This window comes from Ignisphaera sp. (genome assembly GCA_038735125.1).
Taxonomy (GTDB): Archaea; Thermoproteota; Thermoprotei_A; order Sulfolobales; family Ignisphaeraceae; genus Ignisphaera.
Map to the genome: position 1 here is coordinate 431,181 of JAVYNU010000001.1, position 14,379 is coordinate 445,559.

Annotated in this window: 18 protein-coding genes; all 18 read left to right on the forward strand. The window is 40.4% G+C overall.

From position 1 onward, the window contains the following. Positions 1-91 precede the first annotated feature (91 nt). The 18 genes from QW284_02470 to QW284_02555 all read left to right on the forward strand — a co-directional run bounded on the left by QW284_02470 (position 92) and on the right by QW284_02555 (position 14,325). The gene (locus QW284_02470) at positions 92-1,192 is read left to right on the forward strand and encodes an ABC transporter permease (GenBank protein ID MEM0338530.1); all 1,101 of its coding nucleotides are present in this window, start codon (positions 92-94) and stop codon (positions 1,190-1,192) included. Then, positions 1,189-2,673 carry an ABC transporter permease gene (locus QW284_02475; GenBank protein ID MEM0338531.1) on the forward strand — a complete coding sequence of 495 codons (1,485 nt, stop codon included), beginning with the start codon at positions 1,189-1,191 and terminating at the stop codon, positions 2,671-2,673. The genes QW284_02470 and QW284_02475 overlap by 4 nt, the downstream gene beginning before the upstream one ends. A gap of 1 nt (position 2,674) precedes the next feature. Next, entirely contained in the window at positions 2,675-3,733 is a 1,059-nt protein-coding gene (locus QW284_02480) for an ABC transporter ATP-binding protein (GenBank protein ID MEM0338532.1), read from the forward strand. Positions 3,734-3,824: 91 nt separating this feature from the next. Then, on the forward strand, positions 3,825-4,307 hold the full coding sequence (locus QW284_02485) for a 30S ribosomal protein S13 (GenBank protein MEM0338533.1): 483 nt from the start codon (positions 3,825-3,827) through the stop codon (positions 4,305-4,307). Positions 4,308-4,325: 18 nt separating this feature from the next. Then, positions 4,326-4,847, forward strand: coding sequence for a 30S ribosomal protein S4 (locus tag QW284_02490; GenBank protein MEM0338534.1), 522 nt, complete (start codon positions 4,326-4,328; stop codon positions 4,845-4,847). A gap of 14 nt (positions 4,848-4,861) precedes the next feature. Next, positions 4,862-5,263 carry a 30S ribosomal protein S11 gene (locus QW284_02495; protein MEM0338535.1) on the forward strand — a complete coding sequence of 134 codons (402 nt, stop codon included), beginning with the start codon at positions 4,862-4,864 and terminating at the stop codon, positions 5,261-5,263. A 3-nt stretch (positions 5,264-5,266) separates the two neighbouring features. Further along, positions 5,267-6,124, forward strand: coding sequence for a DNA-directed RNA polymerase subunit D (locus tag QW284_02500; protein MEM0338536.1), 858 nt, complete (start codon positions 5,267-5,269; stop codon positions 6,122-6,124). Beyond that, positions 6,121-6,483 (forward strand): 50S ribosomal protein L18e, encoded by a 363-nt coding sequence (locus QW284_02505; protein MEM0338537.1) that lies wholly within the window; start codon positions 6,121-6,123, stop codon positions 6,481-6,483. The genes QW284_02500 and QW284_02505 overlap by 4 nt, the downstream gene beginning before the upstream one ends. After that, a complete protein-coding gene (locus QW284_02510; protein MEM0338538.1) occupies positions 6,480-6,983 on the forward strand; it encodes a 50S ribosomal protein L13 in 504 nt (167 codons plus the stop codon). Before QW284_02505 ends, QW284_02510 begins: the two co-directional genes overlap by 4 nt. Positions 6,984-6,986: 3 nt before the next feature. After that, positions 6,987-7,448, forward strand: coding sequence for a 30S ribosomal protein S9 (locus QW284_02515; protein MEM0338539.1), 462 nt, complete (start codon positions 6,987-6,989; stop codon positions 7,446-7,448). A 6-nt stretch (positions 7,449-7,454) separates the two neighbouring features. Beyond that, positions 7,455-7,655 carry a DNA-directed RNA polymerase subunit N gene (locus QW284_02520; protein ID MEM0338540.1) on the forward strand — a complete coding sequence of 67 codons (201 nt, stop codon included), beginning with the start codon at positions 7,455-7,457 and terminating at the stop codon, positions 7,653-7,655. 10 nt (positions 7,656-7,665) lie between these two features. Continuing rightward, positions 7,666-8,292 (forward strand): 30S ribosomal protein S2, encoded by a 627-nt coding sequence (gene rpsB / locus QW284_02525; GenBank protein MEM0338541.1) that lies wholly within the window; start codon positions 7,666-7,668, stop codon positions 8,290-8,292. An 18-nt stretch (positions 8,293-8,310) separates the two neighbouring features. After that, on the forward strand, positions 8,311-9,129 hold the full coding sequence (locus tag QW284_02530) for a hypothetical protein (GenBank protein ID MEM0338542.1): 819 nt from the start codon (positions 8,311-8,313) through the stop codon (positions 9,127-9,129). A 16-nt stretch (positions 9,130-9,145) separates the two neighbouring features. Next, complete coding sequence (locus tag QW284_02535) at positions 9,146-9,922, forward strand: isopentenyl phosphate kinase (GenBank protein MEM0338543.1); 777 nt, start codon at positions 9,146-9,148, stop codon at positions 9,920-9,922. Then, complete coding sequence (fni, locus tag QW284_02540) at positions 9,919-11,010, forward strand: type 2 isopentenyl-diphosphate Delta-isomerase (protein MEM0338544.1); 1,092 nt, start codon at positions 9,919-9,921, stop codon at positions 11,008-11,010. The genes QW284_02535 and fni overlap by 4 nt, the downstream gene beginning before the upstream one ends. Positions 11,011-11,026: 16 nt before the next feature. Next, positions 11,027-12,022: a polyprenyl synthetase family protein gene (locus QW284_02545; GenBank protein MEM0338545.1), complete on the forward strand. Its 996-nt coding sequence runs from the start codon at positions 11,027-11,029 to the stop codon at positions 12,020-12,022. Between the two features lie 25 nt (positions 12,023-12,047). Next, on the forward strand, positions 12,048-12,596 hold the full coding sequence (locus QW284_02550; GenBank protein ID MEM0338546.1) for a DUF2118 domain-containing protein: 549 nt from the start codon (positions 12,048-12,050) through the stop codon (positions 12,594-12,596). After that, positions 12,568-14,325, forward strand: coding sequence for a glutamate--tRNA ligase (locus QW284_02555; GenBank protein MEM0338547.1), 1,758 nt, complete (start codon positions 12,568-12,570; stop codon positions 14,323-14,325). The genes QW284_02550 and QW284_02555 overlap by 29 nt, the downstream gene beginning before the upstream one ends. Positions 14,326-14,379: the final 54 nt, after the last annotated feature.

Consider the following 14,379-nt stretch of genomic DNA (forward strand, 5'->3'; position numbering starts at 1 on the left):
TCTTTAAGCATTCCATTGATGTGTACAAAGATACTCAGATACTAACTTGGGGGAGGTCAAAGTAATATGGATGTAAGATGGTGATGTATTAATGACAGTTGGTCTGGTGATTGCAAGAAGAGCCATATTTTTGGTCTTAGCATTGGTTATAGCAGTTTTTTTAACAGCTTTTATAATAGGTGCTACAGGATATGTAGATAAAGTTGCCAGAGCTATTGTAAATGAGGAGGTTAGGGCCTATAGACAGGCATTGTCGAAGATGCCAAATGTTAGTCAATCCTATATAGAGGAGAGGGTGAGAGAGTACCAGCAGATGCTTATCGAGACATACGGTCTTGACAAGCCTTGGTACTACAAGGTTCTGCCATTAGTATATGCAACACTTGTGTTCAAATTTGGCGATGTTCAGCAGGTTGGAGTTGCTGATGTTGCTGGCATGCAGCTTCCTGTAAAAGCAAGTGATGTTATCTTGGCTTGTTTGCCTAGAACAATTGTTATGATAACTGTTGCCGAGCTCATTGCAATTCTAATTGCATTAGTTATAGCGCCTTACGTTGCATTTAGAATTGGTTCGTTAGCAGACAGATTTACGATAATATATGCAGCTCTAACTAACGCAATTCCTGTGTGGTGGTTGGCACTAATAATGATATTCATTTTTAGTTATAGACTTGGCGTCGCCCCACAGCAGTTCAGGGGGGTTATCAGAGCTTTGAGCGATATGTCGGTGGCGCTTCTATCTGGGGATGTAAAGGGATTTATCATAGGTTTTGCAAATGTATTGAATTATTCATGGTTGCCAATAATAACTATCGTTATTGTTCTCTTAGGGCCGTGGATCTATAATATGAGAGCAATGCTTTTAAGAGTCTCACGAGAGGACTTTGTTACAGCGGCTGTTGCACGCGGGTTGCCACAGAGGGTTGTTCTGCGAAGATATATTCTAAGACCAGCCTTGCCACCAGTGATAACCTCTGTACTTCTCGGATTGGCAGGGACTTTGGGAGGCTATATAATAACAGAATCAGTTTTTAATTGGCCGGGCATGGGGACGCTTTACTATGAAGCTATCACAAGTGGTGACCCAGCAACAATAATTGGTTTGACATATGTGTTAACCCTTGTATATGTTGTTGCAAGGCTCATACTAGAGATTCTCTATGTAGCTCTCGACCCTAGGGTGAGACTATGACGGAAAGGCTAAAAGGGTTTTGGAAGCAAATAAGAGAGACTATATGGAGTCAGACAAGTGGAAAAGCAGCCCTAATACTACTTTCAATGCTCGTTATTATTGGGGTGGCAGCTGCCCTAGCACTTCCACCAAACTTTATATCTATATGGAATGATCCAAAGTATTGGGGTGGCAAACCAAAGAATGTCCCACCCAGCTGGTCATCTTTTTTTGGGTACCCATGTGTACAGCATTTTGAAGAGGATTTGAGAACCCTTGCGTACAAATTGAATGTCACAGCAAATGAAGCATCCTTAACATATACATTCAATTATGACTATAGAGGCGATGGATTTCCACAAGGTATGGCTCTAAAGCTTGATGGCATTTATGTTAATGGTGTTGGAAACATGAGGATCGAGATACATATTGCCAGACCAGATGGGGTTGTGGTACCAGATGTTATATCATACTTAGCAACTGGGGCTAATGGATCCATATCTATTGAGAACATTATTTTGAACCCGGATACAATTAAACTTGCATCAACGCTAGTAATGTCATATCCACAGTTTCTGCGTGTAGCTAGCATGAATGATATTGCTATGAACTATCCGATATATCTATTTGGCAAATACTCGAATAGTTCAAAAATTGCGCCTTTGGGTGGGGTATATAAGGTATATGTATTTGTAAGGATATCCACCTTAGGCTCTGTAACTATTGATGATGTGAATAAAGTTGTAAATGCTTTGAAGTCTTCCAAAGACTTCAGATTTATTATTATTGGTACTTGTTATGGCTTACTGGGAACAGATTATAGGGGTAGAGACCTTGCGCAAGCATTGTTTTTTGGGCTTCCAATAGCTCTTTTAATAGGCTTTGGAACAGCATTTTTAACAACTGTAATAGGGCTGTTTGCAGGTCTTGTAAGCGGCTATTATGGAGGTTTCATAGATGAGTTTGTTCAAAGGTTTATAGATGTTTTGGGCAGTATACCGACGCTTCCAATACTTATTCTAATTGCAGTTTCAGTGCAGCAAGCATATGGGGCTAGCCCTTACAAACCCATAATAATGCTTATGGTGATACTATTCACGCTCATAGTGTTTGGCTGGGGTGGTTTGGCAATAATAGTCAGATCCATGACTCTAAGCATAAAAGCTGAGGCATATGTTGAAGCTGCGCAAGCTGTAGGAGCATCGAATTGGTGGATTATGACAAAGCATATAATACCACAGCTATTACCATATATAGCAGCTCAGATGGTGTATTCAGCGCCTTCAGCAATACTAACCGAAGCTGGGCTCTCTATCTTAGGTATTCAGCACGGGCTCCCCACATGGGGTGGTATACTATCTGATGCTAGACTCTATGGAAATATCGGTTATTGGTGGTGGATATTCCCGCCAGGAATAGCTATATCGATAGTCTCTCTAACCTTTGTGCTCTTAGGCATGTCTATAGAGAGGGTTGTAGAGCCGAGGCTTAGGGGGATGTAGAGTGAGCACTAAACCAATTCTAGTTGTTGATAATCTAAAGAAGTATTACGAGATTAGAGGCTCTCTTCTGCAAGTGCTAGGAATTAAATCGCCAACATATTTGAGGGCTGTAGATGGTATTACCTTTTCTGTGGATAGAGGGGAAATATTTTGCCTTGTTGGCGAATCGGGATGTGGCAAAACAACAACAGGGAGGGTGATAGCGAGGCTCATACCGCCAACATCAGGCTCTGTACTCTATAAGCCATCCAATGAACTTAAAAATGTTCTTGAGGTACAAGGTTTTGCAAATGAGTACATTGATCTTGGAAAGCGCTATCCAAAACAGATTGATAAAGCATTGAGAAGAGAGATTCAGATAATATTCCAAGACCCATACAGCTCTCTGAACCCGAGGATGAAGATCAAGGATATTTTAGAAGAGCCTCTAATTATACATGGCATTGGCGACAAACCTTCTCAGAGACTAGAGATTATTCTAAAGGCGCTTCAGGAGGTTAAGCTCACACCACCAGAGGAATTCATTGAGAGATATCCACATATGTTATCTGGTGGTCAGAGACAGAGGGTTGCAATTGCAAGGGCATTGATACTAAAGCCTTCTCTCATAGTTGCTGATGAACCTGTCAGTATGCTTGATGTTTCGATACGTGTGGAGATTCTTCAGCTTATGCTAGACATTAGAAAGAGTAGAAATATATCCTACTTATTTATCACACACGATCTTGCAGTAGCAAGCTATGTATGCAATAAGATAGCTGTTATGTATCTAGGGAAAATAGTTGAAATGGGCGATGTTGATAAGATAATAGAGAACCCGTTGCATCCATATACCAAAGCATTAATGGAATCTGTTCCCGAACCAGATCCCCGCAATAGATTGACCCTTAGAAAAATTGATATAAAGGGTGAGGTTCCCTCAGCAGTGAACATTCCACCTGGCTGTAGGTTTCATCCTAGGTGTCCGTTTGCTATGGATGTTTGTAGGAGGGAGGAGCCTCCTCTGGTTGATGTTGGCAATGGTCACATGGTCTCCTGCTGGCTATACACAAAAAAGTGAAAACGATTTTCTTTATAACTTAAAAGCAGCTTCAAAATATTTTTTAAAGTGTTTAAAGTTACATGTAATCAGATGTTGATAGTGGTCTTAAATGTCGTCATCAGGAGGAAGCTATAGGCATATAGTAAGAATAGCTGAGACAGATATTCCGGGGAACATTAGCTTAGCTTGGGGCCTGGCAAAGATAAAAGGTGTTGGATACAACATGGCTATAGCGATTTGCAGAAAAATTGGTTTGAATCCAAATTCTCTTGTGGGCTATTTGAGGGATGAGGATGTGGCACAAATAGAGGAGGTCATCAAGAACCCAACGAAGTATGGATTCCCATTTTGGATGCTAAATAGAAGAAAGGATTATGAAACTGGGCAGGATATGCATCTTGTTTCTTCTGAGCTGATCTACTACGCTAGGCAGGATATAGATAGAGAGATTAGGATTAGAAGCTGGAGAGGGATGAGGCATTCAATGGGCTATAAAGTCAGGGGCCAGAAGACCCATACTACAGGGCGTATAGGACCTGTTGTAGGTGTGCAAAGGAAAAAGGCTGCTCAGCAACAACAGCAACAGAAGTAGTTTTTGATGGTGTAGACAATGGGTGATCCAAAGAAATCTAGAAGAAGGTGGGAATCGCCGGGGCATCCATGGATAAAATCGAGATTAGAGAGAGAAATGGAGCTAGTTGGAACATATGGTCTCAGAAATAAGAGAGAGCTTTGGATTGCTGAAACAATGCTAAGAAGAGTAAAGCATTTGGCTAGATCGTTGCTGGCTTTGCCGGAAGATGAAAGGGAGAAGAGGCTCAATCAATTAGTGGCAAGGCTTTATAGCATGGGTATATTGTCAACAGCTAATGCAACAATTACAGATATTCTAAGCCTTTCAACTGAAGCTGTATTGGAAAGAAGGTTGCAGACAATTGTTTGGAAAAAAGGTTTGGCTAAGACTATTTACCAAGCTAGGCAACTTATTGTTCATGGGCACATAGCTGTTAGAGGTAGGAGGGTCACATCCCCAGGGTATCTAGTGAGCAGAGAAGATGAGAAATATATAGATTTTTATCCAATCTCATCTTATGCAAAAGCTAGAACAGCTGAGACAACGCAGGTAAGCTGAGGTGATTGAAGTAGATGTCTTTTGGGGGTAGAGAACTAAAGTGGGGTATAGCACACATATATGCGTCATTTAACAATACAATAATACATATAACAGATATTAGTGGTGCCGAAACAGTTGCTAAAGGCTCTGGAGGCATGGTTGTGAGAGCTGATAGGGAGAAGCCAAGTCCTTATGCAGCTATGATGGTTGCCTATAGAGTTGCTCAAGAGTCTATGGAGAAAGGTGTTACAGCAATACACATACGGGTTAGGGCGCCCGGTGGCCATGGACCCAAGATACCTGGTCCTGGAGCACAAGCCGCTATAAGGGCTTTGGCTAGAGCAGGATTTATTATTGGTAGGATAGAGGATGTCACTCCAATACCACATGATACTACAAGAAGACCTGGCGGTAGGCGTGGTAGGAGGGTGTAATTATTGAATATAGCGATTAGGGAATGGAGCAAAGAAGTGATAGAGCTGTTTATTGATGGGGCCCCTCTACCATTACTAAATGTTATTAGAAGATATTCTCTAGCCAAGGTTCCAACATATGCCATAGATGAGGTGACGGTCGTCTCAAATACGTCAGCCATGTTCGACGAAATGCTTGCACATAGATTAGCTATGATACCCATAAGAAGCGAGGAGAGTGTTGATAGATTGCTGGAGGTGGACATAGATACCTGCAAGAAGTGCTCGCTTGATTCTGATGAGAGGCCATCCAAGGATTTATGCGATAAATGCTTTGTTAACATGTTTCTTGAGATTGAGGCACATGATAATGAGGTAACAGTTTATTCTGGTGATATAAAGTCTGAGGATCCATATGTAAAGCCTGTCTATGACAATATACCAATAGTTGTTCTTGCACCTGGGCAAAGGGTTGCTTTGGAGATTAGAGCCAGGATTGGTAGGGGATTGGAGCACGCCAAGTGGAGTCCTGCAACTGTTTCTGTCACCAGACATCTGGCCAGAATTGAGGTGGATAAAAGCCTGTGCAATCTTTGTGGGAAATGTGTTGAGGTATGCCCCAAAAAGGTTCTTTATATGAATGGTAATGAGATCAGGATTAGAAACATATTTGATTGTATAATATGTAGGCAATGTGTGCAGGTATGTCAGTCAAAGGCAATAAGTGTTGATGGGATAGATGATAAAAATATTTTAAGGATAGAGTCTAGCGGATCTCTAGAGCCTGAAACCATACTTAAGATATCTCTCGAAATACTGAAAAGAGAGCTTATGGAAATCAGAAGCTTTATTGAAGAACTGAAAAAAGGTGGTGGTAGTTGAGGAGAACAGGCCCCACGAACTACATATTGAGAAAAACCATAAGAGAGCTTAGAAAAGCTGCTAGAGCTAATAAAGCAGCTATTTGGAGGTACGTGGCCGAATTACTCGAAAGACCTGCTAGAAGAAGAATTATAGTGAACATCTATAAAATAAATAGGTATACAAATGATGGGGATGTTGTTGTTGTTCCGGGAAAGGTTCTCGGAATTGGCAAATTAGATCACAGGGTTACAATCGCCGCTATAAGTTTTTCTTTAATGGCCGTGGAGAAAATTAAGAGTGCTGGTGGAAGAGCTATACACATCCTTGAACTTGTTAAAGAAAACCCTACCGGAAGTAGAGTAAAGGTGATTGTATGAATATTGTAGAAAGCACATCAAAAGATCTATACGCAAACGTGTTGTCAAAGGGTGTAAAAGAAGTTGTTATTGACGCGGATTCCATGGTTTTAGGAAGACTTGCAAGCATAGTTGCGAAAATAGCTCTCATGAATATTAAGGTTCATGTAGTCAATGTTGAGAAGGCTGTGCTGACAGGAGATAAGCAGAGGGTAATAGAAGGATACAAGCTTTTATTCAATGTAAGAACCCATAAGAATCCATACAGACACTCTATACATAGACCAAGGAACCCTGTAACAATATTTAAAAAGACTGTTAAAAACATGCTTCCAAAAGATAATTGGAGAGGTGTAGAGGCGCTCAAAAATATAAAGGCTTACATAGGTGTGCCAATCAGATTTGAGGGGAGGGAAATCATAAGAGTGGTTGATATATCGATATATAGCCGAAAAGCAGAAAAGTATATTACATTAGCCGAGCTAGCTAAAGCCCTTGGCTGGCATCAGAAGGTGGTGTAATAGATGTCACAAGAAAAGCAGGAGCTAAAATTAATTGGTGCATATCCTCAGATAGTTAGCGGAAGGAAGATTGTTATAAGTGTTGGTAGGAGGAAGACTGCTATTGCAAGAGCAATTATAAGACCTGGGCAGGGCAGGTTTAGAGTCAATGGCTATCCTGTTGAGTTATGGCCAATAGAGCTAGCAAGGCTAAAGATGCTTGAACCCCTAAATCTTCTAAGCGAGAAGCTTAGAAACACTATTGATATAGAGGTCAATGTGGAGGGTGGGGGTATAATGGCACAGACTTATGCCGTGCGAACAGCTGTTGCCAGAGGTCTTGTAATGTACTTTGGAAATCCGTTGATAAAACAGCTTTTCAATGAATATGACAGGTCGATGTTGGCTGGCGATCCGAGGCAAACAGAGCCTGAGAAGTGGATGAGATATAGTGCTAGGAGGTTTAGACAAAAATCGTATAGGTGAGATAAAGTGATAATACCTGTTAGATGCTTTACATGTGGCTATCCAATAGGCGCTAAATGGGAGGAGTTTAGAAGGCGTGTAGAAAGGGGAGAGGACCCTGCAAAGGTTCTAGACGACCTCGGTATAAAGAGGTATTGTTGCAGGAGGATGATGATATCTCATATAGAATTATTTAAGCATGTCATAAAATATGGAAGTGTTAAGTAGGTGTAGCAACATGGAGGAGCAGAAAGCACTAGCACAACAACAAGTGGAGCTTCTGGTACCCCTAGAGCTATACCTCCAGGCAGGGGTTCATATAGGAACTCATACATGTACTAAACAGATGGAAAAATTTGTTTTTAGAGTTAGACCAGATGGTCTCTACATCTTGGATATTAAGAAAACCGATGAAAGATTAAGAATAGCTGGTAAATTCCTTAGTAGATATGAACCATCAAAAATAATGGTAGTTTCAACAAGGCAGTATGGAAAACAGCCAGTACTAAAATTTGCAGAGTTTGTTGGCGCAAAACCTGTTGTTGGAAGGTTTGTTCCTGGTACACTTACAAATCCAAAACTTGAGTGGTACTACGAACCAGATGTTATAATATTGACTGATCCGAGAATAGATTCGCAGCCACTTGACGAGGCATTGATGATTGGCATACCGGTGGTTGCATTTGTTAGTACCGATAATAGGTTGGAGGGGGTTGACCTAGCAATACCTGCCAATAACAAAGGTAGGAAATCGCTGGCATTGTTGTACTGGATACTGGCAAGGCAAATCCTGCGAGAGAGGGGTAGCATAGGACCCACAGACAATTTGCCTGTTACTCACGAAGCCTTTGAATCCTCTACCTAGAATAAACTATGTGATTCAATGAATAGAGTGCTACAGAAAAAAGTTTCAATTCCTTTTACAATAATCGGTATCCCAATAAAAGGCTTCTACACACCATTTGTTTCAGCCCAGTCAAACATTTCATGCACCTTTATAGCAAGGATTGAAAGAAGTTCGAAAAGCTATGAGAGAACCTTGGACTACAGGCACTTAGATGTAAGCACAAATATAGTAAACTATGTTGGTATGGTACTAGATGAGCTAGGCTATAGAGGGGTTAGTGGAGAAGTTAGGATTTCCTGTAATGGAGACCCACCTACAATATCCATATTCTCTATAGCAACAATCGAAATTCTAAAGGAGTTACTGGGAATAACGGCAAGGGATTATATGTGGGCTCTAAAAAATATGGCGCCCTTTGACGAGAAGGTACTTGAATTTGACCCAGGCTATGTAGAGTCACTTAGATGCTCTCATCTCTTCAATAGCGTATGTGTAGTTAAGGGGCATAATGAAATCGTTAAACTAGGTAGTGCAAAGATTATTATTGAAAAGGTAAAGGAAATATTATGCAAAGATAGAGGGTGTAGCTCGCTTGAATATCCCTATGATAGTTATACCCTATCCCTCTTCTATAAGTTGTTGACACATGTAGTAGGACTCTTTGCACAAATGGTTAATTCAAGTGACAAAACCAGTTTAGGTGAAATAAATAAGATGCTTAGCTTGTATATTGCATGGGAAAGCAAAGCCGTAAAAGACTATCTAGGTGAGGAGCTTGTTTATAGTGAGATAAGCGAAGCAAAACCAATTATGGACTGCACTACAATAAAATTCTATCGAATCAAACTCATGTAGCATAGGTTTGAGGTAGATGATGGACATAGTTAATATTCTGAAGATTGGTGGGTCGGTGATAACAAACAAGGATGTCGAGTATTCAATAAAGTTTGATGAAATGTATAGAGTAGCTTATGAGATTAGCAAAGCATATCAATTATGTACAAAGCGAATAATTTTGATACACGGTGGTGGGAGCTTTGGTCACGCAACGGTTGTAGAGCATGGGAATATAGAGAGTGGGCAAGCGATAACCCAGATAGTATGGTTCATGAAAGAGCTGAACACAGTCTTTACCGATGCATTGAATGCATATGGTGTTCCAGCAATATCTCTGGACACGCATGCAGTTTTTTATCGAAGTCGTAGAGGAGACTTAGAGTGTTTTTCTAAACCAATTGAAATGTCTCTAAAGAAGGGGGTCATACCCATTCTCTTTGGAGATATAATATTTGGGGATGGGGGCACAGAAATCTTGTCTGGCGATGAAATAGCGTGGAAGCTTTCAACAATTTTCAAGCCGAGCAGAATACTCTTTGCAACAGATGTTGATGGCGTCTATGATAAGGATCCTAGAGAGCCTGGTGCACGCTTTCTAGAGCTTGTCAAAATTGGAGAAATCGAGGTTATTGATACCAGTCTCCGGAAGAGAATCGACGTGACAGGGGGAATAAAGACAAAACTTCTCTATGGCTTAAAATATTGGAATAGTGATATAAGAGAGGTCCTCATATTTAATGGGCTTAAAAAAGATAACATCGTTAAAGCTCTTTGCGGGAAAAATGTTAGGGGAAGCAAGGTGGTGATATGAGCATAGAGAATAGAAAAAAAGAACACATAGAAATAGCCTTATCTCTAGAGTCGCAAGGGCCTATGACAACGCTGTTTGAAGATGTTACCCTAGTTCATAACGCTATCCCAGATCTTTCATATGATGAAATTGATGTATCAATAAGTTTTCTTGGATATAAGCTCAATGCACCACTGATAATCTCTGGAATGACAGGCGGAACTGAAAGAGCTTTTGAAATAAATAGGAGGCTAGCTGAACTAGCTGAAGAGTTTCGTATAGCAATTGGTGTTGGCAGTCAAAGGGCCATGATCGAGAACCCATCTCTTCTGCACACATATAGGATTGTAAGGGATTTAGCAAAATCTGTTCCAGTTATAGCCAATATTGGTTTTGCACAGTTAAAGAAAGTAAGCATTGACCAGATAGAGAGCATGGTCTCGGCCATAGAAGCTAACGCACTTGCTATTCACCTAAATCCTGCGCAAGAACTTGTTCAAGTCGAGGGCGACAAAGACTTTAAGGGGGTGCTCGATATACTGAAGGATCTTATAGCAAGGCTTTCAATTCCTTTGATAATAAAAGAGGTTGGAAATGGAATTTCAAAAGAGGTTGCCGAGAAACTATATTCTATAGGCATCAAAATATTTGATGTTGCTGGTGTTGGTGGCACTAACTGGGTCAAGATAGAATTGCTAAGGGGTATAAAAAGTGGTGCAGATATAGCTAGATTTGGTGAGGTGTTTACAGCCTGGGGTATCCCAACAGCTGCTTCGATATGTGAAGTTAGATCGGTTGCAGAGGATATAACAGTAATTGGAAGTGGTGGAATTCGGTCTGGTCTAGATATTGCAAAGGCTATTTCTCTTGGTGCAGACCTTGCAGCTGCAGCACAACCGTTTCTCAGAAGTGTGGTTATGGGAAGAGGCAGAGAGTATGTAAACACTATTTTAAGGCAACTCAAAACTGCCATGGCTCTTGTGAACTCTAAAAACATAGAGGAGCTGAAGCACGCTCCTACAATAATACTTGGCAGGCTTGCTCAATGGATTTGTTCTAGAAAGTTAAAGCTCAGAAACAATCACATTTATATACATTGTTGCTATTAGAAATCTGGGAATCCACATGGACTTAACGAGTTATGCAAATATTGTCGCAAAGAAAGTCGAAGATTTCATATATAGCACTTTAAAGGGCTATCCACAAAAGCTATATGAAGCATCGCTACACTATATTAGAGCCGGTGGCAAGAGACTTAGACCCCTAGTAGTTGTGCTCTCCAGCAGGATTAGTGGTGGTAGCGAGGAAATCGCTATACCAGGTGCGGCAGCTGTAGAGGTTTTGCACACATTTACACTTGTTCACGATGACATAATCGATAAGGATGAGTTTAGACGAGGCGTTCCAACAGTTCATAAACTATGGGGTGTTGAGATGGGCATCATAGCAGGAGACCTTTTGTTTGCTTATGCATACAGATGCCTGTTAAAGGCTCTGGAATATTCTGTGCCAAGTGAGAGAGTTGCCAAGGCACTGGGAGCATTAACAGAAGCAGCTATAACTGTGGCTGAAGGACAAGCACTAGATATGTTACTACCAGAAATGGATAATGCTGACATTGAGGATTACATAGACATGGTTTCGAAGAAGACAGCAGCATTGTTCGCATATTCTGCAAAAATTGGCGGGATCTTGGCAGGGGCAGAGGAAAGATTGGTTTCAAATCTGTTTAATGCAATGATGAATGCAGGTATAGCGTTTCAAATAAGAGATGATATACTTGGGCTAGTAGGTGATGAGAAAACCCTTGGAAAACCTGTTTACAGCGATTTGAGGGAGGGTAAGAGGACTATACTGGTTATATATTCCTTAAAGAATTTAGATGAAGGTAAAAAGACAAAGATACTTGGTGTGCTTGGAAATAGGAAGGCAGACATAGACTCCTTAAAAGAAGTGGCACGGATCATTAAGGAAAGTGGAGCCATAGAATATGCAGACTCTCTTAGTGAAGTATATGCAAATAGGGCATTGGAAATAGTTAAGAACATGGATTCAAACGATAGAGAAGCCCTTGAAATGTTTAAAGAAGTCATAGAGTTCATGATAAAGAGAAACTATTAGAACACAGAATGAGGAAAAAACTTAAATGTCTACAGAACCTTCTCCAAGAATTGCGTATCCAGTTGCTTATATAGATGAAGAGAGTATAAAGACTCTTGCTATGCAGACTGATCTATCTAGATACACGAACCCAAGTTCGAGGATCTATATAGATAATGAGAAAAAGTGCTTTAACGACAAGCCTTTAAAAGGCGAAGGAAAGCAACTTGTGGAGGTTGTCTATGAAGCCCTACCTGAACTTGTAATTGATTTGGAGAAAGGGGTCACCAAGACAGATTTTGCAATATACTTGCCAGAACATGACCAACTGTTATATGTAAATGCAGCCACAAGAGCATTTATCATCGAAGCTTCAGGAAAAAGTGTTTTCCCGCTTGTATCTGAGGGTAGAGTGGTTTCAGAACATGAAAAAATATTTTATGTGGTAACAAGCAAATTTGAGGTTAGAGTTATACGAGCTGAGGTTAGAGGGGTAGTCGTTTACATTGGTGATGTGTTAAATAGCGAAACCAGTAAAATGGTTTCGATAATAGTTGGTGAGGGGAATGTCGTCACAGTCTCTAGATGCCATTAGGCAGAAAATAGAGAATGTAGCGCTGAAATATGCTGTAGAGAATAGGCTAAGGTATGGAGAGGCAAAGCAAGGCCCTGTAATGAATAAGGTATTGGGAGAGCTTAAGGAGTTTAGGCACTTGGCCAGAGAAATAGCAGGGATAGTCTCTAATGTTCTAAAATATGTTAATAGTTTAAGCATATCAGAGTTGAAGGAGCTTGCAGAAAAGCTTGGCCTTGCCGAGGCGCAGGAATCTAAGAAGGAGAAGAGGGTATTACCTCCACTTCCAAATGTTGATTTGTGGGGAAGTGTTGTAACAAGGTTTGCTCCAAACCCAGATTTTCCAATACATCTCGGAAATGCTAGGGCAGCAATTTTAAGCCACGAATATGCGAGAATGTATAAAGGAAAGTTTATACTCAGATTTGAAGATACTGACCCAAGAACTAAACCACCTCTTCCATTCTCATACCTGATCATCGAAGAGGATCTGAAATGGCTTGGAGTAACATGGGATGAAAAGTATATTCAGAGCATGAGAATGGATAGGTATTATTCAATTGCAAAGAAGTTGATAGAACTGGGATACGCATATGTCGATCTTTGTAAAAAAGATGTTTTCAGGGAATACAGAAATGCTGGAAAAGCTTGCCCACATAGAGAAATGCCACCAACACAGCATCTAGAGCTTTTTGAGAAAATCCTTGCAGGAGAATTTAGAGAGGGAGAAGCTGTTATAAGAATAAAAACAGATTTAGCACATCCCGACCCGGCTATAAGAGATTGGGTAATGTTCAGAATTGTAGACACCACAAAGAATCCCCATCCAATAGTTGGAGATAGATATAGGCTCTGGCCAACATACAACTTTGCAGCAGCTGTAGATGATCACCTCATGGGTGTGACGCATATATTGAGAGGTAAGGAACATGCGCTAAATACTGCAAAGCAACTGTACATATACAAGTATCTTGAATGGAGATACCCAGAGGTCGTCAATTTCGGCAGGGTTGGTCTAGAAGGGCTTATATTGAGCAAAACCTGGATAAAGAATCAACTGAAGAACAATCCTGAAAAGTTCATGGGTTTTGACGATATTAGATTTGCAACTATATCTGGTCTTAGGAGAAGAGGGATACTAGCCGAAACGATCAGGGAGGTTATTCTTAGCCTTGGTCTAAGCCCTGTTGATGCAAGGATTAGCTGGGTTAATCTAGCAGCAATTAACAGAAAGAATGTTGATCCAATAGCCAAAAGAATCTTTATTGTATGTAACCCTGTCAAGGTTGTCATAGAAGGTGTGAAAACGCCTAGAGAAATCGAAATACCATACCATCCAACAAAAGATCTAGGTAAAAGGAAATTGCTTTTAACAAGACCAGAGGTTTACATATCTCTAAAAGATTTAGAAAACGTTAATCAAGGAGCCGTTATAAGGCTCATGGAACTTTTCAATATCGTCATCGAAAGAAACGCAGAAGATAATGTTATTGCTAGGTATCACAGTAGTTCATTGGATGATGCAAAGAAACTAGGAGCCCCAATAATTCAGTGGATTCCATGTAACGATACTGCAAAAGCCGAGCTACTAAGGGTAGAAGGTATGAAAATTCGAAAAGAGCATTGTGTCGGCGAGTCATCGTTAAAAATGCTGAGAGAAGGAGAAATTATACAAATGGTTAGATTAGGCTTTGGAAAAATAGAAAAGATATCTAAAGCTAAAATATCGATTATATATAGCCATGAATAAGCAGTTTCAAAATATCTTAAATACCCGGGCAAATGAGTAAATCTAGTATACAAG

Coding starts and splice junctions, on each gene's coding strand:
- QW284_02470 (MEM0338530.1), top strand. CDS start 92: ATGACAGTTGGTCTGGTGATTGCAAGAAGAGCCATATTTTTGGTCTTA.
- QW284_02475 (MEM0338531.1), top strand. CDS start 1,189: ATGACGGAAAGGCTAAAAGGGTTTTGGAAGCAAATAAGAGAGACTATA.
- QW284_02485 (MEM0338533.1), top strand. CDS start 3,825: ATGTCGTCATCAGGAGGAAGCTATAGGCATATAGTAAGAATAGCTGAG.
- QW284_02490 (MEM0338534.1), top strand. CDS start 4,326: ATGGGTGATCCAAAGAAATCTAGAAGAAGGTGGGAATCGCCGGGGCAT.
- QW284_02495 (MEM0338535.1), top strand. CDS start 4,862: ATGTCTTTTGGGGGTAGAGAACTAAAGTGGGGTATAGCACACATATAT.
- QW284_02510 (MEM0338538.1), top strand. CDS start 6,480: ATGAATATTGTAGAAAGCACATCAAAAGATCTATACGCAAACGTGTTG.
- QW284_02515 (MEM0338539.1), top strand. CDS start 6,987: ATGTCACAAGAAAAGCAGGAGCTAAAATTAATTGGTGCATATCCTCAG.
- rpsB (MEM0338541.1), top strand. CDS start 7,666: ATGGAGGAGCAGAAAGCACTAGCACAACAACAAGTGGAGCTTCTGGTA.
- QW284_02530 (MEM0338542.1), top strand. CDS start 8,311: ATGAATAGAGTGCTACAGAAAAAAGTTTCAATTCCTTTTACAATAATC.
- QW284_02535 (MEM0338543.1), top strand. CDS start 9,146: ATGATGGACATAGTTAATATTCTGAAGATTGGTGGGTCGGTGATAACA.
- fni (MEM0338544.1), top strand. CDS start 9,919: ATGAGCATAGAGAATAGAAAAAAAGAACACATAGAAATAGCCTTATCT.
- QW284_02545 (MEM0338545.1), top strand. CDS start 11,027: ATGGACTTAACGAGTTATGCAAATATTGTCGCAAAGAAAGTCGAAGAT.
- QW284_02550 (MEM0338546.1), top strand. CDS start 12,048: ATGTCTACAGAACCTTCTCCAAGAATTGCGTATCCAGTTGCTTATATA.
- QW284_02555 (MEM0338547.1), top strand. CDS start 12,568: ATGTCGTCACAGTCTCTAGATGCCATTAGGCAGAAAATAGAGAATGTA.